The organism is Polyangium sorediatum, assembly GCF_029946465.1.
Lineage (GTDB): Bacteria > Myxococcota_A > Polyangia > Polyangiales > Polyangiaceae > Polyangium > Polyangium fumosum.
This window is the reverse complement of sequence record NZ_JARZHI010000008.1, coordinates 200305-226955: the sequence shown is the minus strand read 5'-3', so window position 1 is coordinate 226955 and position 26651 is coordinate 200305. Positions and strand designations below refer to the sequence as shown.

General features: G+C 69.3%; 17 protein-coding genes. 9 read left to right on the top strand and 8 right to left on the bottom strand.

The features are described from left to right. The first annotated feature begins 54 nt into the window (after positions 1 to 54). The 5 genes from QHF89_RS12870 (at position 55) to QHF89_RS12850 (ending at position 12768) form a co-directional block, all read left to right on the top strand. A complete protein-coding gene (locus QHF89_RS12870; protein WP_136968643.1) occupies positions 55 to 5544 on the top strand; it encodes a trifunctional serine/threonine-protein kinase/ATP-binding protein/sensor histidine kinase in 5490 nt (1829 codons plus the stop codon). A gap of 120 nt (positions 5545 to 5664) precedes the next feature. Then, positions 5665 to 7833, top strand: a complete 2169-nt coding sequence (locus tag QHF89_RS12865) for an FAD-dependent oxidoreductase (protein ID WP_136968642.1) — start codon at positions 5665 to 5667, stop codon at positions 7831 to 7833. A gap of 167 nt (positions 7834 to 8000) precedes the next feature. Further along, positions 8001 to 8828 (top strand): hypothetical protein, encoded by an 828-nt coding sequence (locus tag QHF89_RS12860; RefSeq protein WP_136968641.1) that lies wholly within the window; start codon positions 8001 to 8003, stop codon positions 8826 to 8828. Positions 8829 to 8845: 17 nt separating this feature from the next. Beyond that, positions 8846 to 9871, top strand: a complete 1026-nt coding sequence (locus QHF89_RS12855; protein ID WP_136968640.1) for a polyprenyl synthetase family protein — start codon at positions 8846 to 8848, stop codon at positions 9869 to 9871. A gap of 41 nt (positions 9872 to 9912) precedes the next feature. Beyond that, complete coding sequence (locus tag QHF89_RS12850) at positions 9913 to 12768, top strand: acetoacetate decarboxylase family protein (protein WP_136968639.1); 2856 nt, start codon at positions 9913 to 9915, stop codon at positions 12766 to 12768. A 22-nt stretch (positions 12769 to 12790) separates the two neighbouring features. Here QHF89_RS12850 and QHF89_RS12845 read toward each other — a convergent pair whose 3' ends face one another. Together QHF89_RS12845 and QHF89_RS12840 are read right to left on the bottom strand one after the other, a co-directional pair. After that, positions 12791 to 13555: an SDR family NAD(P)-dependent oxidoreductase gene (locus QHF89_RS12845; RefSeq protein WP_136968638.1), complete on the bottom strand. Its 765-nt coding sequence runs from the start codon at positions 13553 to 13555 to the stop codon at positions 12791 to 12793. 107 nt (positions 13556 to 13662) lie between these two features. Next, on the bottom strand, positions 13663 to 14664 hold the full coding sequence (locus tag QHF89_RS12840) for an NAD-dependent epimerase/dehydratase family protein (protein ID WP_136968637.1): 1002 nt from the start codon (positions 14662 to 14664) through the stop codon (positions 13663 to 13665). A 114-nt stretch (positions 14665 to 14778) separates the two neighbouring features. Between QHF89_RS12840 and QHF89_RS12835 the strand changes: the two genes are divergently transcribed. Next, positions 14779 to 15474 (top strand): LamB/YcsF family protein, encoded by a 696-nt coding sequence (locus tag QHF89_RS12835; protein ID WP_284720424.1) that lies wholly within the window; start codon positions 14779 to 14781, stop codon positions 15472 to 15474. A gap of 297 nt (positions 15475 to 15771) precedes the next feature. Beyond that, positions 15772 to 16548: a hypothetical protein gene (locus tag QHF89_RS12830; protein WP_136968635.1), complete on the top strand. Its 777-nt coding sequence runs from the start codon at positions 15772 to 15774 to the stop codon at positions 16546 to 16548. Positions 16549 to 16919: 371 nt separating this feature from the next. Here the strand turns inward: QHF89_RS12830 and QHF89_RS12825 are convergent, their stop codons facing one another. The 4 genes from QHF89_RS12825 to QHF89_RS12810 are packed head-to-tail and all read right to left on the bottom strand — an operon-like array spanning position 16920 to position 21592. After that, on the bottom strand, positions 16920 to 17510 hold the full coding sequence (locus QHF89_RS12825; RefSeq protein ID WP_136968634.1) for a hypothetical protein: 591 nt from the start codon (positions 17508 to 17510) through the stop codon (positions 16920 to 16922). A 4-nt stretch (positions 17511 to 17514) separates the two neighbouring features. Further along, positions 17515 to 19179: a vWA domain-containing protein gene (locus tag QHF89_RS12820; RefSeq protein ID WP_136968633.1), complete on the bottom strand. Its 1665-nt coding sequence runs from the start codon at positions 19177 to 19179 to the stop codon at positions 17515 to 17517. Then, positions 19176 to 20066: a hypothetical protein gene (locus QHF89_RS12815; protein ID WP_136968632.1), complete on the bottom strand. Its 891-nt coding sequence runs from the start codon at positions 20064 to 20066 to the stop codon at positions 19176 to 19178. Before QHF89_RS12815 ends, QHF89_RS12820 begins: the two co-directional genes overlap by 4 nt. Further along, on the bottom strand, positions 20063 to 21592 hold the full coding sequence (locus QHF89_RS12810; protein WP_136968631.1) for an AAA family ATPase: 1530 nt from the start codon (positions 21590 to 21592) through the stop codon (positions 20063 to 20065). Before QHF89_RS12810 ends, QHF89_RS12815 begins: the two co-directional genes overlap by 4 nt. Before the next feature lie 165 nt (positions 21593 to 21757). On the opposite strand from QHF89_RS12810, the gene QHF89_RS12805 reads away from it, so the two are divergent. Together QHF89_RS12805 and QHF89_RS12800 are read left to right on the top strand one after the other, a co-directional pair. Then, positions 21758 to 23701 (top strand): multicopper oxidase family protein, encoded by a 1944-nt coding sequence (locus QHF89_RS12805; RefSeq protein ID WP_284720423.1) that lies wholly within the window; start codon positions 21758 to 21760, stop codon positions 23699 to 23701. 48 nt (positions 23702 to 23749) lie between these two features. Then, on the top strand, positions 23750 to 24802 hold the full coding sequence (locus QHF89_RS12800; RefSeq protein WP_136968630.1) for a C2 domain-containing protein: 1053 nt from the start codon (positions 23750 to 23752) through the stop codon (positions 24800 to 24802). A 4-nt stretch (positions 24803 to 24806) separates the two neighbouring features. Here QHF89_RS12800 and QHF89_RS12795 read toward each other — a convergent pair whose 3' ends face one another. After that, positions 24807 to 25586 carry a Uma2 family endonuclease gene (locus QHF89_RS12795; RefSeq protein WP_284720422.1) on the bottom strand — a complete coding sequence of 260 codons (780 nt, stop codon included), beginning with the start codon at positions 25584 to 25586 and terminating at the stop codon, positions 24807 to 24809. A 102-nt stretch (positions 25587 to 25688) separates the two neighbouring features. Further along, the gene (locus QHF89_RS12790) at positions 25689 to 26057 is read right to left on the bottom strand and encodes a copper-binding protein (RefSeq protein WP_136968628.1); all 369 of its coding nucleotides are present in this window, start codon (positions 26055 to 26057) and stop codon (positions 25689 to 25691) included. Positions 26058 to 26651 lie beyond the last annotated feature (594 nt).

Here is a 26651-nt window from a genome sequence, read left to right as displayed (position 1 = left end):
CGACCGGATCCTTGACAAGGGGAGGCACCTCGTTTCCCCTCGTTTTGGGGATCCATGAGTCTCTTTCCCGGCTACGAGATCACGACGAAGCTGCACGAGACCACGCGGACGCTCGTGTACCGGGGCCGCCGCGCGCACGACGGGCTGCCCGTGGTGCTGAAGGTGCTGCGCCTCGACCGGCCGAGGCCCGAGGAGCTCGCGCGATTCCGCCGTGAATACGAGATCACGAGCGGCCTCAAGCTCGACGGCGTCATTCGCACGCACGAGCTCCTGCGCCACGACGGCCGCCTCGCGATCGTGCTCGAGGACTTCGGGGCCGAGCCCCTCAGCGCGTTCCGGGCCCGCGCGCGGCTGCCGATCGAGGAGCTCTTGCCGATCATGGCCGAGCTCGCCCGCATCCTCGGCGAGGTCCACGGGCGCAACATCATCCATAAGGACGTGAACCCGTCCAACATCGTCATCCACCCCGAGACCCGCGAGATCAAGCTCATCGACTTCGGCATCGCGACGGCGCTCTCGCGCGAGAGCGCGCCGATGCGGGATCTCAACGTGCTCGAAGGCACGCTGCGTTACGTGTCCCCGGAGCAGACCGGCCGTACGAACCGCGCCGTCGATCACCGCGCGGATCTCTATTCGCTCGGCATCACGTTCTACGAGCTCCTCACGGGCCACGTCCCGTTCGAGTCCTCCGACGTGGTGGAGCTCGTGCACCAGCACATCGCGCGCGAGCCCGTGCCCCCGCACGAGCGCGCCCCGCAGATCCCCGCCGCCGTCTCCGACATCACGCGCAAGCTGCTCGCGAAGTCCCCGGAGGATCGATACCAGACGGCCTTCGGGCTCGCGGCCGATCTCGAAGCGTGCGTCGCGGCGCTCGAAGAGGGCCGCCCGATCGAGCGCTTCCCCCTCGGCCGGCGCGATGTGCCGGACAAACTCCAGATCCCGCAGAAGCTCTACGGCCGCGAGGCGGAGATCGGAAAGCTGCTCTCCACGTTCGACCGCGTGAGCGAGGGCAAAGCCGAGATCGTCCTCGTCGCCGGCTACTCGGGCGTCGGCAAGAGCGCCCTCGTCAACGAGGTGCACGAGCCCATCCTCGCCAAGCGCGGCTACTTCGTCTCCGGCAAGTTCGATCAGCTCAACCGCGACGTCCCCTACAGCTCGCTGATCCAGGCCTTCCGCGACCTCGTCCGGCAGTTCCTCACCGAGAGCGAGGGACACCTCGTGCTCTGGCAGAAGCGGCTCTCGGCCGCGCTTGGTCCGAACGGACAGGTGATCCTCGACGTCCTCCCCGAGGTCGAGCTCATCGTCGGCGCCCAGCCGCCGATCTCGCCGCTGCCCGCGAACGAGGCGCAGAACCGCTTCCATTTCGTGTTCCAGAGCTTCGTCCGCGCCCTGACGGCCGGCGGGCATCCGCTCGTCATCTTCCTCGACGATCTGCAGTGGGCCGACGCGCCGTCCCTGAAGCTCCTGCACCTGCTCGTGACCGATCCCGACATGAAGCACCTGCTCGTGATCGGCGCGTACCGCGACAACGAGGTCGGCTCCGGGCATCCGCTGCGATTGACGCTGGAGGCGCTGGAGAAGGCCGGCGCGCCCGTGACCGAGCTCTCGCTCTCGCCGCTCTCGATCGAGCACGTCGAGCAGCTCGTCGACGACGCGGTGCGCAGCGGCGAGGGCACGCTGCCGCTCGCGGAGATCGCGCTCGAAAAGACGGGCGGAAACCCCTTCTTCCTCGGCCAATTTTTGCGTTCGCTCGCCGACGAGCGCCTGCTCCGCTTCGATCCGTCGGCCGCGCAGTGGCGGTGGGATCTCGGCGAGATCCGGCGCCGCGACATGACCGACAACGTGGTCGAGCTCATGGCGGCGAAGATCCAGCGGCTCCCCGAGCGGGCCCAGCGCGTGCTCGAGCTCGCGGCCTGCATCGGCGCGCGCTTCGAGCTCGCGACGCTCGCGAAGGTGCACGATCACCCGCTGATCGAGACGGCGACGGGGCTCTGGGACGCGCTGCGCGAGGGGCTCGTCGTGCCGATCGGCGACGCCTACCAACTCGCCGAGCCCGCGGTGCTGGAGAGCACGGACGGGATCCCCGACGCGCACTACAAGTTCCTGCACGACCGCGTGCAGCAGGCCGCCTACTCGCTCATCGAGGAGCACCGGCGCGCCGACATCCACCTGCAGATCGGCCGCCTCCTGCTCGAACGCACGCCGCCCGAGAAGCTCGACGAGCGCCTCTTCGACGTCATCAGCCAGCTCGATCAAGGCAGCGAGCGCATCGAGAGCCCCGAAGAGCGCGCCGAGGTCGCGCGGCTGAACCTCATCGTCGGGAAGAAGGCCAAAGCTTCGGCCGCGTACGAACCCGCGCTGCATTACCTCGACGCCGGCATCCGCCTCCTGCCGCCGGGGAGTTTTTCAGAGCGGTACGAACTCGCGTTCGAGCTCTACATCGAGGCCACGGGCGCCGCGTACCTGAATGGCGATTTCGAGCGCGCGCAGCGCCTCTCGCAGGGCGCCCTGGAGCACGCGCGGACGGCGCTCGACAAGGTGCGGATCCACGAGCTGCGGATGCTCTTCCACACCGCGCGTATCGAGTTCGACGCGACGATCCGCGTGGGCCTCCAGGCGCTCGAGCTGCTCGGCGCGCCGCTGCCCGAGGACATCGACACGAATGGCATGCTCGCGCGGTACGCCGAGACGGCGGCGCTCATCGGCGACAGGCCTGTGGAGTCGCTCGCGGATCTGCCCGACATGGCGGATCCGACCCAGGTCGCGCGGCTGCGGCTGCTCGTGACGCTCACGGCCCCGGTCTACATCGGCAAGCCCATGCTCTTCGTGCCCATCGTCTGCGAGATGGTCAAGCTCTGCGTCGAGCACGGGCACTCGCCGCTCTCGCCGTTTGCCTTCGCCGAGTACGGCGTCGTGCGCAGCGCCTTCGGGGATCCGGACGCCGGCAACGTCTACGGCGACCTCGCGATCCGCCTCATGGATCGCTTCGACGCGCGGGCCCTCAAGGCAAAGGTCTACACGCTCGTCGGAAGCTTCATCAAGATCTGGAAGGAGCACCTGCGTGTCTCCTTCGACTTCCTGCGCGAGGCCGTCACGACGGGCCTCGACGTCGGGGATCACGAGTTCGTCGGGTACTCGGCGGCCATCCACGCCGCGGCGATTTTTTACGCGGGCGAACCGCTCGACGTCGTGGTCGCGGACGTGGCCCAGCACATCGACGTGCTTTCGCGCGTCAAGCAGGAGCACGGCCTCTCCTTCGCGCGCATCGTCCGGCAAACCGTGCTGAACCTCATGGGCAAGTCGAAGGACCCGGTCCTGCTCGTGGGCGAGAGCCTCGACGAGCGGACGGCGATCCAGCACTTCCTCGAGGTGAAGAGCGAGAACGCGCTCGGCCTCCTGCACATCTCGAAGTGCATGCTCGCGTATCTCTTCGGGGACACGGCGCTCGCGATCGAGGCCGCCGACGCGGCGAAGCCCTACCTGAACGCGCTCACGGGGCACATGACGGCGGGGCAGCTCCCGCTCTACCACTCGCTCGCGCTCCTGCGGGCCGCGCGCGTGGCGACGCCCGAGAAGCGCGCGGAGCTGCTCGCCCAGGTGGACGAGAACCAGGCCCTCGTGAAGCGCTGGGCCGATCAGGCGCCGGCGAACTACCTGCACAAGTACGAGCTCGTCGAGGCGGTGCGCGCGCGGCTGCTCGACCGCGCGGCCGAGGCGATGGACCTCTTCGAGCGGGCGATCAAGGGCGCCGCGAAGCACGGGTTCGTGCAGGAAGAGGCGCTCGCGTACGAGCTCGCGGCGGAGCATTACCTGGAGCTCGGGCGCACGAAGATCGCCGCGACGTACATGGGCGAGGCGCGCTACGGCTACGTGCGCTGGGGCGCGTCGGCCAAGGTCGCGTCGCTGAACAAGGAGCACGCGGAGCTGCTCGGATCGGCGGCCCCCCCGCCGCCGAGCACCGCGCAAGGCCCCGCCACGGTGAACCTCGGCGTCGAGTCCACGACCGGCAGCGGCGGCGAGTCGATCGATCTCGCGACCGTGATGAAGGCCGCCCGCGCGATCTCCGGCGAGATCGTCCTCGAACGGCTGAGCTCCACGCTCATGCGGATCCTCCTGGAGAACGCAGGCGCGCAGCGCGGCTTTTTGATCCTGGAGCGCGAGGGCCAGCACGTCGTCGCCGTCGAGCACACGATCGATCAGGCCGACGTCATCACGCACGACGCGACGCCGCTCGATCAGGAGAAGCGCCTCTCGGCTGCGATCGTGAAGTACGTGAGCCGCACGCGCGAGAGCGTCGTGCTCCGTGACGCGGCGCGTGAAGGCCGCTTCACCGCCGATCCGTACATCGCGTCGGCGCGGCCGAAGTCCGTGCTCTGCGCGCCGCTCCTCGATCGCGGCGCCGTGACGGCCATCATCTACCTCGAAAACAACCTCATCGCGGGCGCCTTCACGGCGTCGAGGCTCGACGTCCTGCGCCTCCTGCTCTCGCAAGCTGCGCTCTCGCTCCACAACGCGCGGCTCTTCGCCGACCTCGAAAAGACCTCCACGCGCCTGCGGGCCTCGAACGATCTGCTCGAAGAGTACAGCCGCACGCTGGAGCAGAAGGTCGACGAGCGGACGCGGGAGCTCTCCGTGAAGAACGCCGAGCTCGGATCGACGCTCGAACAGCTCCGCGACACGCAGCAGCAGCTCGTGATGCAGGAGAAGCTCGCGAGCCTCGGCGCGCTGACGGCCGGCATCGCGCACGAGATGAAGAACCCGCTGAACTTCATCATCAACTTCGCCGAGCTCTCCTCCGGGCTCGTCACGGAGCTCGACGAGGGGCTCACGCAGCTCGACGGCGCGTCGGAGCCGGTCGCGCTCGAGGAGATCCAGGAGACGCTCTCCCTCTTGCGCCAGAACGTCGCGAAGATCGGCGAGCACGGCGTGCGCGCGAACCACATCGTGAACGGGATGCTCCTGCATTCGCGCGCGGGAGGCGGAAAACACGAGCCGGCGGATCTGAACGCCGCCCTCGCCGAGGGGCTCGATCTCGCCTACCACGGCTATCGCGGCAAGCTGCCGGGGTTCCACCTGAAGATCGAGAACGACTGCGATGCCTCGATCGGCCTCGTGGAGATCGCAGTCCAGGACATGGTCCGCGTATTCATCAACGTGATCAACAACGCCTGCTACGCAATGCAGGAGAAGCAACGAACGGCCGGCCCCGGCTTCGCGCCGACGCTCGGGATCCGCACGCGCAGCGACGGCAGCCTGGTCGAGGTGCGCATCCGGGACAACGGGACGGGCATCCAGGACGAGATCCTCGGAAAAGTCTTCAATCCGTTCTTCACGACGAAACCGCCCGGCGAGGGCACCGGGCTCGGGCTCTCGATCTGCTACGACACCGTGGTCCAGGGGCACCGCGGTTCGATGCAGGTGCACACCGCGCAGGGAAAGTACACCGAGTTCGTCATAACGCTGCCCAAACGTCAGAAGCAGCCGGGCGGCGCCGCCGGGCCCGCGTCTTCAAGCGGCGTGGACTCACGAAAAACCATAAGCTGACGCTAGGGAAGGTTCCGCGGACGGCCCGCGAGCAAGTCAAAAAAAACGTAGTGGGCTCACCCATCTCGTGCCGTTCGTCCTTGAAGAAGGAAGAGACCTGCTGCATTGTCCATAACGGACATGCACGTTCCCGGACGCCCCATTCGGGTGGCAATCATCGGAGGCGGGTGCGCATCGATGGCGGCCGCCTTCGAGCTGACGCGGCCCGAGCATCGCGGCCTCTACGACGTCACGGTCTACCAGATGGGCTTCCGGCTCGGCGGCAAAGGCGCCTCGGGCCGCGGGCCGTCGGGCCGCATCGAGGAGCACGGGCTGCACCTCTGGATGGGGTTTTACGAGAATGCGTTCCGCCTGATGCGCTCGTGTTATGCCGAGCTCGGGCGGAATCCGCGCGCCTGCCCCATCGCGACGTTCGAGGACGCGTTCGCGCCCGCGCCCGTCGTTGGCGTGACCGATCGCCTGCCGAGCGGCGCGTGGGAGCCCTGGGTCGCCCATTTCCCGCCTGGCAAGGGCATGCCCGGCGATCCGCTGGAGGAGCGCAACCCCTTCAGCGTCGCGGGATACCTGGAGAAGGCGCTCGCGCTCGTCCCCGAACTCTTGCGTTCGGCGAATGCGGGGCGCCCTGCGCCTGGCTGGCCCGCCTCCGAGGGCGCGCGCCGCGCCGCGGCGTCGCCGGGCGACGTGCTCGGGATGATCGAGCGGATCCTGCGGTACGGACAGCTCGCCACGACGGCGGCGGTGTTCGAGGCCGTGGACCTCCTGCGCACGGCGCTGCAATCGTTGTTCGCCCTGTCGCCGCGGGACAGCGTGCAGGCGACGCTCCTGCGGCTCCTCGACGCGATCGGCGTGGTCGTGCGGCGGGAGCTCGACGCGATCGTCGGCGGGGACATGGGGCTGCGGCGCGTGTGGGAGGTCGTCGAGCTCATCCTCTGCATCGTGCGAGGCTCGCTCCGGTACGGGCTCGCGTTCCACCCGGATGGGTTCGACGCGATCAACGAGTACGAATGGACGGATTGGCTGCGCCGAAATGGCGCGTCCGAGCGCTCGCTCGACTCCGGGTTCATCCGCGCGCTCTACGATCTCGCGTTCGCGTACGAGGAGGGCGACGTGCGGCGCCCGGCCCTCGCGGCGGGCGTCGCGCTCCGCGGCGCGCTCCGGATGTTTTTCACGTACCGCGGATCGCTGTTTTTCCGCATGCAGGCCGGCATGGGCGACATCGTGTTCGCCCCGATGTACGAGGTCTTGAAGCAGCGGGGCGCGCATTTCGAGTTTTTCCACCGCCTGCGCAACGTGAAACTCGCGCCACCCGAGGCGGGGCCGGCGCACGTCACGGCGCTCGAATTCGACGTACAGGCCGAGATCGTGGGCGGCGGCGAGTACGCGCCGCTCGTCGACGTCAAGGGGCTGCCCTGCTGGCCCGCGAAGGCCGACCCCCGGCAGCTCGTGGACGGCGAGCGCCTGGAGCGCGAGGGCTGGGCCTTCGAATCGCACTGGGAGACGCGTCGCGCGCGTGAAAAGACGGTACGCGTGGGCGACGATTTCGATTTCGTCGTGCTCGGCGTGAGCATCGGCGCCATTCCGCACGTCGCCCCCGAGCTCGTCGAGCGGGCGCCGTCGTGGCGCGCGATGGTACAGAACGTGAAAAGCGTCGCGACGCAGGCGTTCCAGGTGTGGCTCCGGGCAGACGCGCGGGAGCTCGGCTGGTACCGCCCCGCGCCGGTGAACCTCTCGGGGTTCGTCGAGCCGTTCGATACGTGGGCGGACATGACACACCTCGAGCGCGTGGAGAGCTTCGAGGAGCCGGTCCGGTCCATTGCGTATTTTTGCAGCGTCTTGCCGGACGTCGCGCCCGAGGGCCCGGATCTGCCGGGCATCGCGCGCGCCTACGTGCGCGACAACATCGTGCGTTTCCTCGATTGGGACGTGGGCTGGCTCTGGCCCGCGGCCGTCCGCAGGCCGGGCGAATTCCGCTGGGATCTGCTCGTCGACCCCGAGGAGGCGCGCTCCGGCGCGCCGCGGAGCACGGGCCCGGCGCGGTTCGATTCGCAGTTCTGGACCGCCAACGTGAATCCTTCGGATCGGTACGTCCTCTCGATGCCCGGGAGCATCAAGTACCGCATCTCGCCGCTCGACATGACCTTCGACAACCTGACCATCGCCGGCGACTGGACGCGCTCCGGGCTCGATACGGGCTGCGTCGAGTCGGCCGTGATGTCGGGGCTGCTCGCCGCGCACGCCATCAGCCATCACCCTCCCCTCGACGAAATCATCGGATACGATCACCCATGAGCCAATGGAATCCGCATGATCGCCCTCCCCCCCACGACGCGCCCGTGCACGACCGACTGCGGCGGGATCCTCCCGCGCGCACGCAGCCCATTCGGGACGTGCCCTTGATGTTTCGCTCCCCGCCGGAGCGCCGCCCCGAACCCAGCCCCGCGCCGAATGGTTCTTCGATGCCGAACGGCCGCCCTTCGCTCGAAACGGGCGTGTCCACGGCGTATCGCGTGTACGACGAATACATGCGCCGCGGCAGGGACGCGGCGCGTGGATTCGGCGGCTCGTGGAACGAGGTCGGGCCGCTCTCGTATGGCGACATGGCGCGCAGGGCGATGCGGTACTGGTCGGACGCCCTTGGCATGATGTTCGATTTCGCCGGCCCCATGGGCTTCATGCCTCAGGGACGCGCGCCGCAATCGCCGTATGCACCGCCCTACGGCGGCTACGATCCGCGCGCGGCCTATGCGCCGCAAAACCGATACGAGCCGCCGCCGCCCTATGGAAGGCCCGAGCCCCCGCCCCCGTACGGCCGATACGAGCCGCCGCCGCCCGAGCGCTACGAGCCGCCTCCGCAAGGCGCGCATGCGCCGCCGCCGCGCGAGCGCTACGAGCCGCCGCCGTTCGAGGGGCCCCGCGCCCCGCCGTGGGCCAGCCGCGGGCCGGGTCCCGCGGCCCCCGCGCCCCCTCTGCGCCCGCCGCTCGAGCCTTCGGCGCGGGAAGCGGGCATTGCATTGCGCTTCGACGTGCACCTCGGCCGCGCCGCTGAGGTGCGCCTCCACCTCGGGCCCGGCGCCGCCGGAAAACCCCTCGTCGCCCCGGCGCTCGCCGCGCTCGACGTCGAGGGCGCGCCGCCGCTCGAAGGGGTCCGCTTGTCGAATGACGGCGCCATCGGGATCACGCTGCAAATCCCGCCCGAGCAGCCCGCCGGCACGTACAGCGGCGTGGTGATCGACGAGGCGAGCCGCTCCCCCGTCGGTCGCGTGACCGTCACCTTGAAGGCCTGACGAAGGCCGAGGACGCCATGCTCGCCGAGATCGTCCCCGCCGTCTTGCAAGAATACGGTGCGGCCGCGCGCTCGCGGCTCTTTCAATACATCCCGACGCGCGAGCCGCGGCGCTGGCTCTACGACCTCGTGGCGGAGTATCCGCAGCGCGGCGGCCGTGGCTTCCGGCCGAGCCTCTGCATCGCCACGGCCCGCGCCTTTGGCTGCCCGCCCGAGGACGCCCTCGACACGGCCGCGTCCATCGAGCTCTTGCACAACGCCATGCTCGTCCACGACGACATCGAGGACGAGAGCGAGCGCCGCCGGGGCAAACCCACGCTGCACACGACGCACGGCGTCCCCATCGCCATCAACGTCGGCGACATGCTCGGGCTCCTGGGCCTCCGCCCGCTGCTCGTGAACTTCCGGACCCTCGGCCCGCGCCTCGCGCTGCGTATCCTCGAAGAGACCGAGCGGATGGCCTCGGAGTCGGCCGAAGGGCAGGCCATGGAGCTCGGCTGGCGCCACGAAAACTCGACGAGCGTACGCGAATCCGATTACCTCGAAATGGTCCTCAAAAAGACGTGCTGGCTCGGGATGATCCACCCGATCCGCGTCGGCGCGATGATCGCCACGTTCGACTCGGTCGATCCCGACTCGTTCATCCGGTTCGGCTTTTTCCTCGGCGCGGCCTTCCAGATCCAGGACGATCTTTTGAACCTGACCGGCGACGAGAACGATTACGGCAAGGAGCTCGGCGGCGACATCCACGAGGGCAAACGCACGATGATGCTGATCCGCCTCTTCGAGGCGGGGACGGCGGAGGAGCGCGCGCGCCTCGGCCGCCTGCTCGCGCTCCCGCGCGCCGAGCGCACCCGCGAGGAGATCACCTGGGTGCGCGAGCGGATGGACCATTACGGGTGCATCGAGTACGCGCGTGAGGTCGCGCAGGGGCTCGCGGGCGCGGCCTCGCACGAGTTTTCCCTCCTGTTCGGCGCGCTGCCGGACTCCAAGGACAAACGGTTCCTCGAGGCCCTCCCCCGCTGGGTCATCGAGCGGGCTTGACGAGCGGGCGCGGCAAGACGACAACATCCCGGAGACGAACCATGGCAAAACCGCCCTTCAACGTGGCGCGGGGCCTGTATCCCGCGATGCAGCTCATCCCTCCTTTTTCATTCAAGGGGGTGACGATGCGGGTCTTCCCGCTCCTCGCCGACATGGAGCGGGTGCAGCGGTTCGTCGACCAGTACCTCAACCACATCGCCCCGGACAAGGTCGGCCAGTTCCGGGTGTTCCTGCCGTACGTGTACCTCCAGCTCGTGCATTACGGCAAGATGTCGATCGACGCCGCGAACCTCGGCTGGATCGCGCAGCACGAGATCAATTTCACGATCCCGCTCGCGTGGTACGAGGAGCAAGGGTCGAACCTCGTCTTCAAGGACTGGATCTACCTCACGCCGTACATCTTCGTGAACAACCCGCTCTCGATGACGACGGGGCGTGAGGTCTACGGGTGGCCGAAATCCCCCGGGTATCTCGTGCCGACCCTGAGCGGGTGGGTCGACGACCCCATGGCCCCGCAGCTCCTCGCCAAGGTCGCCGCGCAGCTCTTTCCGCGGACGTACGCGGGCGAGAAGCTCGAAGAGCGCACGCTCCTCGAATTCGTGCAGGCGCCGCCGCTCACGCCGTTCGAGTGCCCCCCGGACCTCACGCAAGCGTTCTACCCCTGGGCCGCGGCGCAGAACGTCGTGAACAGCGCGAGCCGCTGGATGTCGAGTTGCCTCGACATCCTCTACGGAATGGGGATCCTGCACAAGCAGCCCGGCGCGACGGCCGCGAATGCCGTAAAAATGGCCCAGCAGCTCGCGCAGCTCATCGTCGGGCTCTACACCTCGAACCCGTATTGGACTGCGCTCAACCTCAAGCAGTTCCCGAGCGCCACGAAGCCACACCTCGCCGATTACCAGGGGTTCGTCACGACGAAGCTCCTCATCGACGGCATGAACCAGGTCGGCTTCTTCGGCAACAGCCACCTCCTGCTCGGCGACATCACGGGCGGATATCGCGTCCACATCCACGGGTATTCGGATTTCCCCCTCGTCGACACGCTCGGGCTCCAGGTCTCGGGCGCGCCCACGCGTGGCCCACACGGCGAGCCGGTGGACGTGCTCGAGCCCGTGTTCCCGTTCTGGCTCGATTTCGACGTGAAATACCCCTGGGGCGAGGTGCTCGCGTGGCGCACGCCCTTCTCGGGCGGCTGGAAGAGCGACGGCTGGGTGCCCGATTCGCTCACGGCGCCGGACCCGGAGCCCATCCCGCTCTTCAACACCGCGCGAGGCGTCCCGGTCGACCCCATCCCGGGGCCCTTTTATTTCCCGGACGCGACGCTCCGCGTGCTCCCGATGCTCGCCGACCGGGGAAAACTCCAGGCCTTCTGCGACGCTTACCTCAACGGGATGCTCCAGGGCACCGGGTATCAAATCGACGCCTGGGGCACGCACGTGTACATGATGGTGTCGAGCGTCGACGAGGTCGGATCCGAGACGAACAACGTGGGCGTCTGGACGGACCGCGACGTCGAGATCCTCCTGCCGGTGCTCTGGTATTTCAACGGCGAGCTGCGCGGCGGGGCGATGATCCCGATCTTCTCCTACGCGAATCGCGCCACGGCCGCGATCTCGGCCTCCGAGGTGAGCGGCATTCCCACCTTGCCCGCCACCCTCGCGAGCCCGCCCGATCGATGGATGGACCACGCCGGGCCCTCGCCGAAGACGCCGCAGCCCCTGCTCACCGTCGTGGCCGAGGTGCTCCCCGCGGTCGGGTATGGCCAGAAGGCCGAGCAGCAGCCGGTCATCGAAATCATCCAGGGCGCAACGACGCCGCCCGCCCCGACGAGCTCGTTCCTCCTGAACGAGAGCCTCCCGCACCTCCTGCAGCAGGAACACAAGCGGAAGGTGTCGACGGCGAACGAGCTGCGCACGGAGCTCGAAATGGCGCGCGCCCTCGCGCTCGGGCCCCTCGTGATGAGGGCTTCGCTCGACATCCTCACCTTGAAACAATTCCGCGACGCCCAGGATCCGATCGCCGCCTGCTACCAGAGCGTCGTCCTCATCGAGCGCGTGCTCGAGAACGTGTTCGAGCTCGACGAGTTCGAGCGGCCCCTGGAGATCCGGCTGCACGAATATCCGAGCCAGCCCATCGTGAAGACGCTGGGGCTCTCCTGGAAGGCCGTGGACGTGAGCGGCCCGGCCGAGGTGTACGTCATCGAGCCCGTGCGGCCCTTCTGGGCCCGCGTCGCGATGCGGCAGCACCTCGGCCGAAACCTCGCGATGCGCGCGGGCTGCACGCAGTGGATCATCCCGCCCCAGGAACAACTGCTCGCGTCCCTCCTCGAATCGCCGAGCCTCGGCATGGAAATGCTCGCCGACGTGGACGCCGGGGTGCCGCGGCAAATCGGGCCGCGCGCGCGGGACATCGCCACCTCGATGGGGGGGGCCCTGTCGCAGCCGAACCGCGCGCAGGTGCTCGCGACGATCGATCCCCAGATGGTCGTCGAGACGATCCTGAGCGGAGAATGGGAGGACCAGGGGCCGACGCGCTGGGAGCGAGGCAAGGCCGAGATCGTCCGGACCCTCGACGCGATTCGCGCCGAGGCCGGGCCCGACGAAGCGGCGGCGCGCGCCGGGGAGCTCACCTCCCTCACCGTCGAAGTGGATCGACGTATCCCCAAGGAGAGCCGGCTCCGCCCGTACGCGGAGGCGGCGCTCCAGCAGCTCGCGACCGCTGCGGCCACGGCCGGCGGCTCGGCGAAGGCGTTCGCGCCGGAGGCAAAGGTCGCCTTCTTCGCGCCGGACCCCTCGGCGTCCTTCGGGGCGACGCCCGAGGATTACGCGAAGGCGCTCGACGGGGTGATCCTGATCCTCGCGAAGGCCTGGCAGAAGGCCGATTTCGTGGAGCCCTGACGAAGGCGGGGCGCGCCGGCGCTCAAAGGGCGCCGAACGCCCCGTCGGCCGCGAACGTGGAGCCGCTGCAGAACGAGGACTCGTCGCTGCCGAGGAAAAGCACGAGGTCGGCGATCTCCTCGTTCGTGCCATAACGACCGAGGGGGATCATGCTCGTGAACTTGTCCTTCACGGAGTTCGGCGCGTCCGGGGCCGCCAATCGCTCGATCGAGCGCATCATGCGGTTGTCGACGGCGGCGGGGTGAATCGAGTTGACGCGCACGCCGACGGGCGCGAGCTCGAGCGCGGCCGAGCGCATGAGGCCGGTCACCGCGTGTTTGCTCATCGCGTACGCGCTGAGCCCGGCCATCCCCGAGAGCCCGAGGATCGACGAGTTCACGATGATGCTGCCCTTGCCCTGCTTCACCATCGGCGGGGCGCTGTGCTTCAGCGTGAAGAACGTCCCGCGCACGTTCACCCGATAGACCTCGTCGAGCTCCTCCGCCGTGATGTCGGTGATCGGCTTGACCACGCCCTCGACGCCGGCATTGGCGAAGACGATGTCGAGCCGCCCGAATGCGTCGAGGCACGCCGCGACCGCGCGCGCCACGTCCGCCTCCTCGGTGACGTCGCCGGTCGCCATGGCGACGGACGCGCCGTGTTGCGCCACGGCGTCGCGCAGCGGCGCTTCCTGGCGAGCGAACGCGAAGACCCGCGCTCCCTCCCGTACGAACTTGTCGATCGTTGCTCTGCCAATCCCGCCCGTGGCGCCCGTGACGAGCGCCACCTTGCCCTCGATTCGACCCATGGGGACGACCTCCTCCGTTTGCGGATCCACCCGGAAAAACCGCGTTTGCCCGAGTCTATGCCCATCCGCCTCGCTTTGGAAACAGCACGACGACGGCGCGCGGCCGATCAGGCGCGCCGCTGCGAGCGGTACCACGCAATCGCATCACGCAACGTTTCGTCAAGCGGGCGGACGCCTTCCCCGAAGCGCATCGTGGTGCTCGGGGCGCCCATGGCGTACGCGTCGAGCACGAGCAGGAGCGCGAGCGACGGGAGCGGCGAAGGCCGGCCGCCGAGCGAGAGCGCCGCCTCCATCCAAAAAGCCCCCGTGGCGGAGAGCCGGGCCGAGGCGCGCAAAAACGGCGGCCTCACGCCCGCGAGCTCGCAAATGCGCGCGGCGAGCACGTCCGTCGGGACGTCGTGGCCCGTGATCGGCAGGGGCGCGCCGAATGCCTCGGCCTCGAGCGCGCCGCGGATCGCCGCGGCCGCGTCGCGAACGTCGACGATGTTCACGACCCGCCGCACCGTGGCCGGGACGGCGCCTGCGAGGAGCTGCGGGACGAGCGCGAGCTCCGTGGGTTTGTCGTCCCAGGGGCCGAGGAAGGCCGTGGGATTGGCGAGGACGGCGGGCAGGCCGTGGCGCGCGGCATCGAGGACCATCCCCTCCATGTGCGCCTTGACGGCGAAGTAAGGATGGCTCTGCCGGCGAAAGCTCGTCTCGAGCGCGGCGAGGCCCCCTTCCTTCCGCGGCAGGGTCGTGAACGAGCCGATGTACACGAGGCGCGCGCCGCTGCGGAAGGCGGCGTCGAGGACCGCGCGGGTGCGCGTCACAGCATACCGGAGCGGATCCCGTTCGGCCGAGGATTGCGGGGCGAACCGGTTCACCGGATAGGGCGCTGCGGCGTCGACGAGGACGTCGTGTCCGCGGGCCCACGCGTCGATCTGGCCTGGCGCGTCGGCGTCGCCGACGGCGAGATCGACGTCGAGGCCGGCGAGGTTCGCGGGGCTCTTCCGACGCGTGGCGGCGGTGACGTGGTAGCCGCACGCGAGCAGCTCGCGCACCATCGCTTGACCGATGTGCCCCGTGGCGCCGAGGACGAGGGCACGGGCGCGGGCGCCGCTCGAGAGCATCGACCGCGGAAACCACGCCGGCCCGGCGGCGTCAAGCACCCACGCGGCGGGCGCGGCGGGCGCTTCGATGAGACTACCCAGGCGGCGGCGCCCTGCGTTACGATGGTCGTCCTCATGCGCGCGGTCAGCCTCAACATCCCCGTGGGCCTTCGACAGGACGAGCCACGGGAGCTCTACAAGTTCGCCACGATGGCGAGCATCACCTGCGGAGGCCCCGGCGTCGACGAGCGGTCGATCAAGCGCGCGATTCAGCAGGCGAAGGAGTCGTGGGCGAAGATCGTCGCGCTCGTCTCGTTCCCCGCGCACGGAGGACCGATCGGGCCTTCCGTGGAGCCGGAGGACGTGCGAAGCGCGGTGCGCGATCAGTGTATCGCGATGCTGCGCGTGGCCGAGTGGCAAGGCGCGCGGATCTTCGCGGTGAAGGCGACGGACGCGCTCCTGCTCGCGGCGACGGCGAACCGGCACGTGGCGGACGCGATCCTCGACGGCGCGTTCGAGGGGCTCTCGATGGACGTGCCGGTGATCGGCCCGTTCGAGGGCCCGATGCTCGACTACGTGCGCACGGGCGGGCTCGATTATCTGCGGGAGGCGTACGCGGATCGGGGCTACCACGCAGACGGGAACCTGATCCCGGAGGGCGAGCCGGGCGCGAGGATCGAGAGCGCCGCAGCCGCCGCGGAGAACGCGCTGCGTCTCGCGAGGACGAGCCGCTTCGACGCGATCGGGGTGCATGGCGAAGGCCCCTTCGCGGTGGAGATCGCAGGGGCGGTGCGGACGGCGCTGGAGAGCCAGGGGCTCCTGTCGCGGTAGGCGCAGCGGTCGCTCTGCGCGTTCCAGTCGTCACGCCGCGAGCTACAGCGGTCGGTTCGCGAGCTACAGCGGTCGCTTCGTGACGTACAGCGGTCGCTTCGCGAGTTCCAGCGGTCGCTTCGTGGCGTACAGCGGTCGCTTCGCGACGTACAGCGGCGATGCCGTGACGGGCGCAGGCGGCGCTGCGGCGCGCAGCGGTCGTTTCGGGACAGGACGAGGCGACGAACGGACAGGCGCAGGTGGTTTCCTGACGGCCGGAGGTTCGTTACGCTACGCCGCATGCCTACGAATCTCGAAATGATTCCGAAAACACGCCGGCTCACGCTCCTTCGATTGGGCGAGCAGTTCGGCTCGCAGGACACGCTCGATCAGGCCCACCAGACGCTGGCCGCTTACGAAACGTTCGCGCCGCTGCTCAAGACGTCGGGCTTCGGCGCAAAGCACGCGGCGGAGCTCGGAGGCGCGCGCGACGGGCTGATCCACGCAGGCGTGGGGCGGGAAGCGGCGAAAGGCAAAAAGAAGGTGACCGGGGAGGCCTACGTGAAGGCCTGCAACCAGGCGACGACAGCGCGCATCAACACGCGCGCGGTGCTCGCGGGGGTCAAGGAGGACCTGGAAGCGAGTGGGGAGTCCGAGGAGGCCGCGGCGACGGTCTCGGCGGCGCTTCGGCAGACGCGGTCGGCGGCGAAAAAGGCAGAGCCCTTGGCGCAACAGCTCGCGCTGCTCGGCGACACATTGAAGCACCCGGTGGTGGCGGCGGTGGCAGCGGATCAAGGCGGGCCCGAGGCGCTCGTGGAGATCGAGGCGTCGATCACGGCGCTACGAAAAGCCGATCAGGAAGACGTGGGCGTGCGCGGGACACCGGTGGAGACGGAGACCCTCGACCTGCTCGACGGGATCATCGTGCAGCTCGTGCGAAGAGCGCGGCGGGCCGCGATCGCCGCGTCGAAGCGGCTCGGGAACCCGGCGATGGCGGAGGCGTTCAAGCTCGACAAGCTTTACCGATCGAAGGGCGGGAGCAGCGCGGAAGACGAGGGCGGCGAGGACGAGGATGGGGAGGATGTCAAGGGGTAAGAGGGGCGTGGCGCGTCGCGCCGGGGCGCTGCCCCGGACCCCGCGGGGGCTGTCCGCCCCTCGACCCGGACCAGGCACGGCCTGGACCGAGGTGGAAGAACTGCGCTCCGCGCAGTTCTTCCAACGGGCCGGTGGCAAGACCATCGAGGTGGGTTCCAACCTGGCGACACGAACGTGGCCGGCTGAACCTGCAGCGCCGCGGCCTCCGTGGACAGGATCGTCGCCGGTCTTGCCACTGGCTGTTCGATGAACTGCGCATCGCGCAGTTCATCGACCCTGGGTCCAGCGCCTCGCTGGTCCGGGGTGGAGGGGGCGGACAGCCCCCTCCTGGGGCCTGGGGCAACGCCCCAGCGAAACCGCTTCAGAGAGGCTCACCCCTTCCCCGCCGCCCGCCGTGCCCGCTCCGCCTCGGCCATCAGCCGGCCGTAATCGAGCCGCTCGAGCGCCGCGCGCGCCTCGGCGAGGCTCTCCCCCGCGACGGACGCGCCGAGACCGAGGACGAGCCTGCGCGCGAGCTCCTCGCGGCGCAGGGGGCTTCCGCGGAGCAGGTCGAGCGTCACGAGGCTGGTGCCGCGCGCGACGTCGAAGAGGCCTTCGCGTGCTGCGGTGCGCGCGCGTCCCTCGAAGATACGTTTTAGCGTGGATTCGGGGATCATGCGCCGTTCGAGCACGAGCACGAGGAGCGCGAGCCGCTCGATTGCGCCTCGATCGAGCCCTGCGGCCACGGGGTCGAGCTCCAGCGGATCGACGGGCTCGATCGCGAGGTCGCGGCAGAGGTCTGCGAGTTTGGCCCGCGCGACGTCGACGTCCAGCGCGGCTGGCTCGATCTCCGCGAGGACCTGGCCGAGCGCGGCGAGGATTGGCGCGAGCTGGAGGGGCACGCTCTCCGGCAGGAGGCGGGCGTCTTGCGTGGCCGGCGCGGCGGCGGTGGGCTTCGCGGTCCAGTTTTTCAGGAAGGACATGGCTTTATCCGCTGGGGTTCGTCGTGCCTGGATCGTCGAACAACGAGAACGCGAGCTCCGCCGCGACGCGCGGGAAATCGCCGAGCGCGCGCACGGCGACGACACGCGCTCCGGCTTGCTCGTAGCGGCGCACCTTCTCGCGGCTCGGCGCGTGCAGGAGGAGCACGAAGGCCGGTGAGCGCTCGGCTGCGCGCGCGAAGATGGCCGCGTTTTGCCGGGCTGCGTCGTAGTTTGCGTCGAAGTCGCTGTCGGTGATGACCACGCGGATCGGCTGCTCGTCGCGGGTCTCCTCGACCGAGGCGGCGAGGATGTCGAAGGGGAAGTGCGTGCCGCCGCCGATGTAGCGCATCAAGAACTTCGAGAGCACGCGCTCGGAGCGGCAGAAGTCCCACGCCTTTTCGTGGCCCATCGAATAGACGAGCGCGCGCGCCGCGCCGCCTGCGCGGATCGTGCCTGTCGCGAGGATCTGCGCGGCGAGGGTCATCGCGTTGAGGGCGCGCTTCGGGTCGGGCATGGAGCCGCTGACGTCGAGGTAGATCTCGGTGCGGCCGAGGAAGGACGGCGTGCTCTGGCCTTCTTCGTCGGCGATGCGCTCGCGCAGCAGCGGCATCGCGGCGCCGAGCGTCTCGCCGCGGCGGAGGAGCGTGGCGACCCAGTCGATATCGGCGACCGGATCACCGGGCTCCCATTCGAGGTGCGTGGTGGGCACGAGCGCGTCGGCCCAGACGCGTGCGGGCGGCGGCCGGAAAAGATACTTTTCGGCTTCGCGGCGGTAATGGGCCGCCATTGCGGTCGTGAGCAGCTCGGATTTGCCCGCGCCGTCGCCGGGCATCGCGCCCGCGCGGCGCTCGAGGCTCTGATCGGCGAGCTTTTCCGCCAGGTCTTTCGGGAAAAAACCTTCGCGGATCGCCCGCTCGATCGCCGCTTTTTCGGACTTTTTCGGCACGAGCGCCGCGGCGAGGTCCTCGGCGGAGAGCTCGCCTTCGGCGCAGTCGCCGCCGCCGGTATGTTTTGGCGCGGGGCTCGCCATGGCGTATCGCCAGGCGATCGAGGCGAAATAGAGGTACTGGAGCGTGACGTCGGGCGCGAACGCGAAGAGGTTTTGCGCGACGAGCTTCGCGTCGAGGCGGTGGTCCGGAAAGGCGCGCTCGAATGCGGCGGCGGTTGTCCCGAGAAGCTCCCCTTCCCTTCGTTGCCAGAGCTCTTCCATCACAGCGCGCTGGAACGTGAAGAGCATGTCGTCGGGTGAGCGCGCGCCGCGCGCCGCGAGGATGCGGCAGAGATCGTCCTCGATCGAGGGCAATCCCCCCTGTCCGAGCCTCTCGTCGACGAGCAGATCGTAAAATGGCCCCGTGAGCGAGCGCGGCAGGCGCGGAAGGAACGTGCGTTCGAGCAGGAGGAGGCGCGCGTGCTCGACGGGGCTGCCGGGGAACGCCACGTGGTGGCCAATCTCGTGGGCGATCAAAGCTTCGAGCGCGTCTTCGAGCGCGGCCTCGGTGATCGGGCGCGCGCCGAGGCGGATCGTGCGCGAGGTGAGGTCGATGCGGGCGAAGGTCTCGCCCTCGGGATCCACGACGGGCTCGCCGAGGAGGAGATACGGCGAGTACCGGGCGCGCGCGCGGGGGAAGGCGCGCGCCGCGAGGGAGGTGATGCGCTCCTCTGCGCTCAAGGGCTCTCCACGAGCCAGAGGCGCTGCGAGTCGAGCGCGGTCGCGACGACGAGGCCCGCGCGCGAGGCGGCGACGCTGTGCCCACGTTTCCAGTGCGGGAGCGGGACGCGCGTGTCGCTCACGTACACGACGCCTTGCCCGAGCGTGACCGTGGGCAAGCTCGGATCGGCCTCGATCTTGTCGGCGAGGCACGGCGAGCGGAACGCGAGGTTCGGGGCGCCGCGCGCGCCGAGGAGCACACCGGCGGCGAGATCGGGCCGCTTGCGATCGTGGACGCAGACGAGCGTGGGCGCGCCGAAATGCACGCGGCCCGGCAGAAACGCGGACTCGACCTCGCGCAGATCGACGGTCCGCACCGAGAACGGGCCTTTCCACGTGGAGCGAGCGCGCGGCGCGAGGGCGGCGTCGAGGATCTTGAGGAGCCGGCCTTCGAGGTCGAGCAGCGCGCCGGGGTTCGAGGACGTGCTCGGCGCGGCCATCGCCGCGGCGACACACAGGTTGAGCCACGGCGGCTCGCCGAAGAGGCCTTCGCCGAGGTTCCACGCCTTCGCGAGCAAGCCCAAACGCGTCTCGACGGGGAGCGTCGGGAGCTTGTCCGGGAGAACGTCCACGAACAGGAGCTCCACGAGGTTTTCGGGCCTGCGCGCGCGCGGCGTCTCGCCCTCGCCCACGACGCCGGGGCGGATGTAGCCGAGCCCGATCGCCTCGACCACGAGCCCGAGCCAGGCCTCGAAGATGCGGAGCGAGGCTTCGGAGCCGTCGAGGTTCCCCGCGAGTCGCTTGCCCGGGCCGAGGACGAGCGCTTCGAAAAGCGCGCCGTCCCACCGGGAAAAACGGCGTTCGCCTTCCCGGAGATGATGTGTCGCCAGCGCTTCGAGATCCGTCACGAGGCGCCTCCTTCCAGGCGCTCGGCGGCCGCGAGCCTGCGTTGGTAGCTCTCGTGGAGGCTCTTCAGGAGCACGAGATCCTCGTAGATCGGCCCCGAGAGATCGGCGCGCTTCAGCAGCTCTTCCATCGCGCGCTGCACCTTGCCCACGCGGCGCTTGAGCTCGGCCGTGGTGACCCCGAGCGCGCTCGCCTCGGCCTCGGCTTGCAGCGCGCGCACGCCCTCGCGCAGCGGCGCGTAGGCCGCGTGCTGGACGGCGGCTTGATCGAAGAGGCGCGTGATCCAGGTGGCGCGGTCGAGCAAAAGGACGCGGGCTTCGGCCTTTTGAAAGAACGCGCTTTGCGGGTTCGGGCGGAGCTTGTCGAAGAGCGTGAACGGCAGGACGAGGCGCACATCGGTGACGGAGACCTCGCTCTTGCCGCGGAAATACGCGAGGGCCTTGGCGAAGAGCAGGATGGCCTGGAGCGCGCGGGCCGAGACGCCATTTTCGGTCTGCGTGCAGACGTGGACGTTCTTGTCGAGCGGGCAATCCTCGTTGCAGACGTGCGCGACCTTCTTGCCCGCGAGGTGGAGCGTGTCCTTGTTGCGGTATTCGAGGACGTCCGAGGCCCGGCGGCAAAAATCGAGCTGGCCGGCGAAAAAGCCGAGCACGTCGAGCACGCGCGCGGGGACCGGGACACAACGGATCTCGGCCTCGGCGCGATCGAGCTCGTCGGCGGAGAAGACGACGTCGGCGGGGATGCGGGTCTCGGGCGGGCGGGCTGTCGCGACACGCTCGGCGAGGGCGTCGAGCGAGCGGGCGTGGAAGGGCGGCGCGCGGACGACGGCGTCGATGCGATCCTTGAGGGCCTCGATGACCTGGAACGTGCCGCCGCCGGAATCCTCGTTCGCCGTGAGGTACCAGGCGGATTTGCCGGCGAGCGCGACCTGCTCGAAGCTCTCGGCGTAGCCCTCGGCGAGGAGCGAGAGCAGCGCGGACTGGGTCTTCGTGGGGATGCGGTTGTACTCGTCGATGATCTTGACGCGCTTGCCGATCCAGCGGCGCCACTCGACGCGGATCTCGCCGGACGCCTCGGCCTTGACGAGGCTCGCGGGCAAGGGGCTGCCGAGCAGATCGGCCGTGGTGAGCTGGGGATGGCCGTGCTGGACGATGCGGCGGATCTCGTCGAGGGGGATGCCGGCGAGCGCGGCCATGATCGTGGCCATCGTGGTCTTGCCGCGGCCCGGGGCGCCGACGAAGAGCAGGCGTTGCGAGGTGACGAGGCAAAGGAGCGGCAAGAGGACGTACGAGGCGTGCGCGGCGCGGCCGAGGTCGACGCGCGCTTCGCCTTTGCCGAGCGTCGTCGATTCACCGAGCTCCATGTCGAGGTACGGGCACACGAGGGCTTGCGTGGCGATCCACGTGTAGGCGCGGCGGAGCTTGCCCGAGAGGCCCGCGCTCCTCGGCGGCCCGAGGACGAGCGCGCCGTCCTTTTCGACGCGGGCGCGGCCGTCGAGCCAGGATGCGACGAGGCGGTGGGGATCCATGCGTGACGACGACTATGCCAGAGTTTGCCTCCTCGATGACCAGATCCTGGCCATCCAGTGACCACCTCTGGCCATCCGAGAGGACGCCTGATCTTTTACACTCCCTCTCGTTCAGCTCGAAAGCAACGAACCACCGGCGCGCGGAGCCGGGAGCGGAGGGATGAGATGAAACAAGCGGTCCTTGGCTTACCAATGCATCACGCAGGTCGATGCGCGTTCCTCTTGCTGAGCGCGGCGCTCGGCGGCTGCTCGGACGAAGCCGCGACGCCCGCGGGTCCGCCGGAGATCTTCGAGAACCCGCCGGAGCTCGCCCCGAACGCGGCCGGGGTCCACGAGCTCCGGCTCGCGCCGAGCGAGGTGAAGATCGGCGGGAAACGGTATTGCCTGCGGACCTACAATGGCTCGATTCCGGGCCCGACGATCCGCGTGCCGGCCGGCGCCGATCGCAAGGTGCGGGTCAACCTCCACAACGATTTCAAGCGCTCCGATTACCGCCTGGTGGCCGGGGCCGCGAATACGTCGGCGGTCACGTGCCACGATTTCAACCTGACGAACCTGCACGCGCACGGCACGCACGTGCAGCCGAACTACGCGACGCCCGCCGCGGGAGACCCCTGCGAGGGATCGGGCTGCGGCCCGGACGCGCGGTACCACGCCGACGACGTGCTGCACGAGGTGCCGCCCGGCGAAATGGCGCAATACCGCTGGGATCTCGACGAGGACGGGCCGCACCACGAGGGGTTCAACTGGTATCACCCGCACATCCACGGCTCGACGGCCATTCAGGTGACGAACGGGGCCGCGGGCGCGCTCGTCATCGAGGGGGATCTCGACGAGGTGCCGGGCATCGCCAAGGCGAAGGAGCGAATCATGGTCCTCGGCGGCGTGCCCATCAACGTCGAGTCGACGCGGCCGCTCGCGGACGGCGAGGCTTGCAGTGAGGATACGCTCTCGGCGAACGATTTCGAGGGCGCGGAGAACGATACGAAGCCGACGCTCGTGAGCGGCAAGCTCTTGCCGCACATCAAGACCTCGCCGAACCAGGTCGAGCGTCTGCGGATCGTGCACGCCGGCACGCCGAACGAGCTCGGGATGAAGCTCCACCCCTCGGACGATCCGACCTGCGAATCGTTCGACGTGCTGCATCCGATCGAGATCACGCAGATCGCCCGCGACGGCATCACGCTGCCGCAGTTTTACGTGAGCGATACGATGTGGGTATCCCCCGGGTATCGGATCGAGGCCCTCGTAAAGATGCCCGCCGAGAAGACGACGCTTTGCCTCGTGGGGCGGCGCCCGTCCGATCTGCTCGGGAGCCTCGTGGCGATCTTCGACGTGGATGCGGAAAACGGAGCGCCGACGGAGACGAACATGCCGGAGGCGTCGGCCGTCGCGGCCCTCGCCCCGCCCACGACGTTCATGGGCAAGGTCGACGGCCAGATGGTGCAGGCGAGCTGCGAATCGGTCGACAAGATCCACCAGAAGATCGCGCTGCTCGTCCCCACGCCCGGGGAAAAACCCGACCCGGAGAAACCCGCCGAGCTCGGCTCGTGTGATCCGGGCGACCACATGCACGGCATCGATCCGGACGCGCCGACGTGTTTTTGCCCCGCCCCGAACATCAGTTGCCGCCGCTTCGACGATCGGCGCGCCTGGGGGTACCGCAGCGACCGGGTGATGGAGGTGGGGACGACGGAGAAATGGGAGATCCGCGCGTTCGACGGGCACCCGTTCCACATTCACATCAATCCGTACCTCGTCTGCGCGAACGATTCGAACAAGGAGCCGAACTTCCCGCACTGGCGCGACACGTTCTGGGTGCAGGCGGAGGACGGGCCGCGGCAGATCCTGACGAACTTCCGCAAGTTCACGGGCCAGTTCGTGCTGCATTGCCACAAGCTGAACCACGAGGACATGGGGATGATGGAGCTCGTCGAGATCTGCCCCGAGGGCGACACCAATTGCCTTTGCCAGGGCACGGACGCGAACGGCAATTGCATCAGCCAGGGCGGGTGCAAGGCCGAGGATCTCCAGTGCCAGTTCGCCAAAGCAGCGACGGAGGCGTACCCGCTCCCGCCCGCGCCAAACCCCGCGCTCTGCGGGCCGTGAGGCGGCGCGTCCCCTACCCTTCCCGCTCGTTCTGGCGTACGGTGGGGCATGCGCCGGATCGGATTCGTTTCGCTCGTGCTCCTCGCCGCGGCCTGCGCCGAGCCGATGGGGGAGCCCGGGACCCCGAGTGCCTGGAAGGAGCCTCCCTGGCTCGTCGTCCGTGTCGACACGGTGGAAGTCACGCCGTACCGGCCGGGCACCGAGGTGCCCTGGGACGACATCGAGCCCCAGCCGACCGACGGCACGGCCTGCGGCATGCTCGGCCGCGTGATGGCCACGACCGATCCGATCACGGGCAAAGGAGCCGAGGCCCTTTGCCCCATCGATCCGCGCCCGCGGCCCGCGAACGCCGACCCGCGGCTGCCCGATCTCGTGGTGCTGCTCGGCGTGGGCAACGCGGCCCATTACCAGACGCCGACCGCGCACGACGCCATGCAAGCCACATTCAACGGCGAATTCGTGATCCCGACGAATTCGATCCCGGCCGAGGGCATCACGCTGGCGGTGGTGGATCGGGACGGGGCGTCTGCGGAGATCATCGGCGGGGTGAAGCTCAGCCGGCAGGAGCTGCTCGCGGCGCAGGCGACGCGGCCCGTGTTTTCGATGCGCGGCGGGGGCGTGATGCGGATGGATCTCGCCGTGATGGCGTATACGAACCCGATGGAGACGGCCGAGGCGGCAGTGACGGCGCAAGCCGGCGGCGCGCTGGTGTCGCTGCGGCCGATTCGCGCGGGCGAGGTGGTCGAGATTGCGGCGCGCGGGCAATACCGGATCGGCACGGGGCGCGGCGCGTGGATCGATCCGCGCGGGTATTTCGAGAACGAGCCGCACGACCCGAACTTCGACAACGAGCCGTTCCGGTCCGCGCCGCACGGCGCCGGCATTGCCGTGGTGGGCGGCGGCGACGCGCGGATGGGGGCGATCGTGGCGCCCTGCGCGCGTTTCGTGGCCCGCACGCCCGGGCTCGTGTGGGTGGGGCTGAACGACGCGGACCCTCGCAACAACGAGGGAAACGCGACGTTCACCGTGAAGGTGGCCGGGCCCCTGCCGGCCGAGTGGTCCGAGGGGAAATCGACGACGCCGTGCGGGACGTTTCCGTGAAGGGTCAGCGCAGGGCTTCGTCGGCGGTCTTCGCGACGAGGGCCTGATCGAGCCAGCGGTCGAGGGTCGCGAGGTCCGCCGTCCTGTCGATGCGCGCGTCCTGGGCTGCGTCGAGCGTCATCCCGCGCTTGCCGAGCTGCCGGCGGAGGACCGCCCGCGCGTGGGCGAGCTGGCCCGTGCGCTCCCCCTCTTCCCTCCCCACCTCCCGCACGGCCTCCAGGCTCTCGTAGCCGCGGCGCTGCAAGAGGTTGCGCAGCGTGACCTCGTGCGCGGCCTCGCGGTCGTACAGGGCCTCGACCGGGACCGCGTTCTTGAGGATGCCCGGCGCCACGAGGGATTCACCCGGCCCCAGGGTCCGAAGCTTCGGCCCCGGCGTGTAGACCTCGACCCTTCGCGGGCCCGTCAGCCGCACGACCCACACGTGCTGCGTGCCCGCCGCGAGGAGCTCGGCGATCTTCGACTGCAGCTCCTCCTCGTCCTGGCCGCGATCCGCGTACTCCACCGCGAGCGGCGGCGCACCTTGCACCCAGCCGGCCACGTCCGGCACGTTGCCCACGGCCACGTCCGGCGCCCGCATCATCCCCGGCTCCGGCGTGAATCCAGCGTCCACACCCGCCTGCTCGACGGCCGGATCCGTCTCCAGCACGGTGCCGCCGAGCAGGTTCGCCCGCGCGCCGCGCCCGCCCGTCGGCAGACACAGGACAGGATGACCCTTCGAGAGCTCGTACGGATCCCCGGAGCGGAGCTGATGAGCCTGGAAAGGACCGGGCGCGAAGAGCTTCACACAGGAGACGATACCACGGGAAGTGGCGGGGAACAGGCTGTTTTTGTGACGTCGAGGGTCGAAAAAGGCCGAGACAAACGGGCCTTTCGAGACACCCCCTGACTACTTCGGGGCCGCGGGCGTGATCGACTCGATGAAGAGGCGCCCGTCGCGGTCCGAGAACGTGAACGACACCTCGTCGCCGACCTTCACGTCGCGCAGGAGCTCGGGCTTGGCGACCTCGAACATCATGCTCATCGCCTTCATGTAGCCGGGGATGTCCTCGTGGGCGATCGTGATGTTGTCCTTCTTCTCGCCGATCGCGCGCACCTTGCCGCGCGTCGTGTACGTCGCGCTCGGGGCAGCGGTCGGGACAGCCCCGCCGCTCGGTTGCTCCTGCGAGCGCGAACAGGCAGGCGCGGCCGCGAGCAGCATCGCCAAGGCGATCGCAAGCACCGCCGGGCTCGTTCGATGAATGGAAATCACGCGCATGCGGATGCTCTACCACCGAGGAGGCAGAAGCGAAGGCGGAATCCGAAGCAGAGGCGGACGCGGGGGGCGGACGCGGCAGGGGGGGCGGAAGAGCCTCGGTGGCTGGTGCCGAACACCTGCGCCGCGTGCGGCACGACGCATCGGTGTGCTTCCGCCCTGACGCGAGGGTCTCCAAACGTTCGACCCCCCTCGCGTCCTCGTCGCGCGAGGGTCTCCAGGCGTTCGAACACCCGCGCGTCACCGTCGCGCGAGGGTCTCCAAACGGTCGAACCGCCGCGCGTCACCGTCGCGCGAGCCCGTCCGAACGTTCGACCCCCCGCGTGTCACGTTCGCCTCGGGCTGTCGGGACGTCGGAACACCCGCGCGTCACCGTCGCGCGAGGGTCTCCGAACGTTCGAACCCCCGCGCGTCACGTTCGCCCGCGCCCCTTCGAACGCTTTCCCACCCTCGCGCGCCCGAAACCTGCGTTGTCTATCCGGACGTATCCAGGGGCGCCGGACCTCCCGCCGCAGACCGATCCCTGGAACCACTCGAGGTTCTAGAGCGCTGACCCGTTCGGCGCTCGGCGAGATCACGAAGCGATCTCGCCTCGGG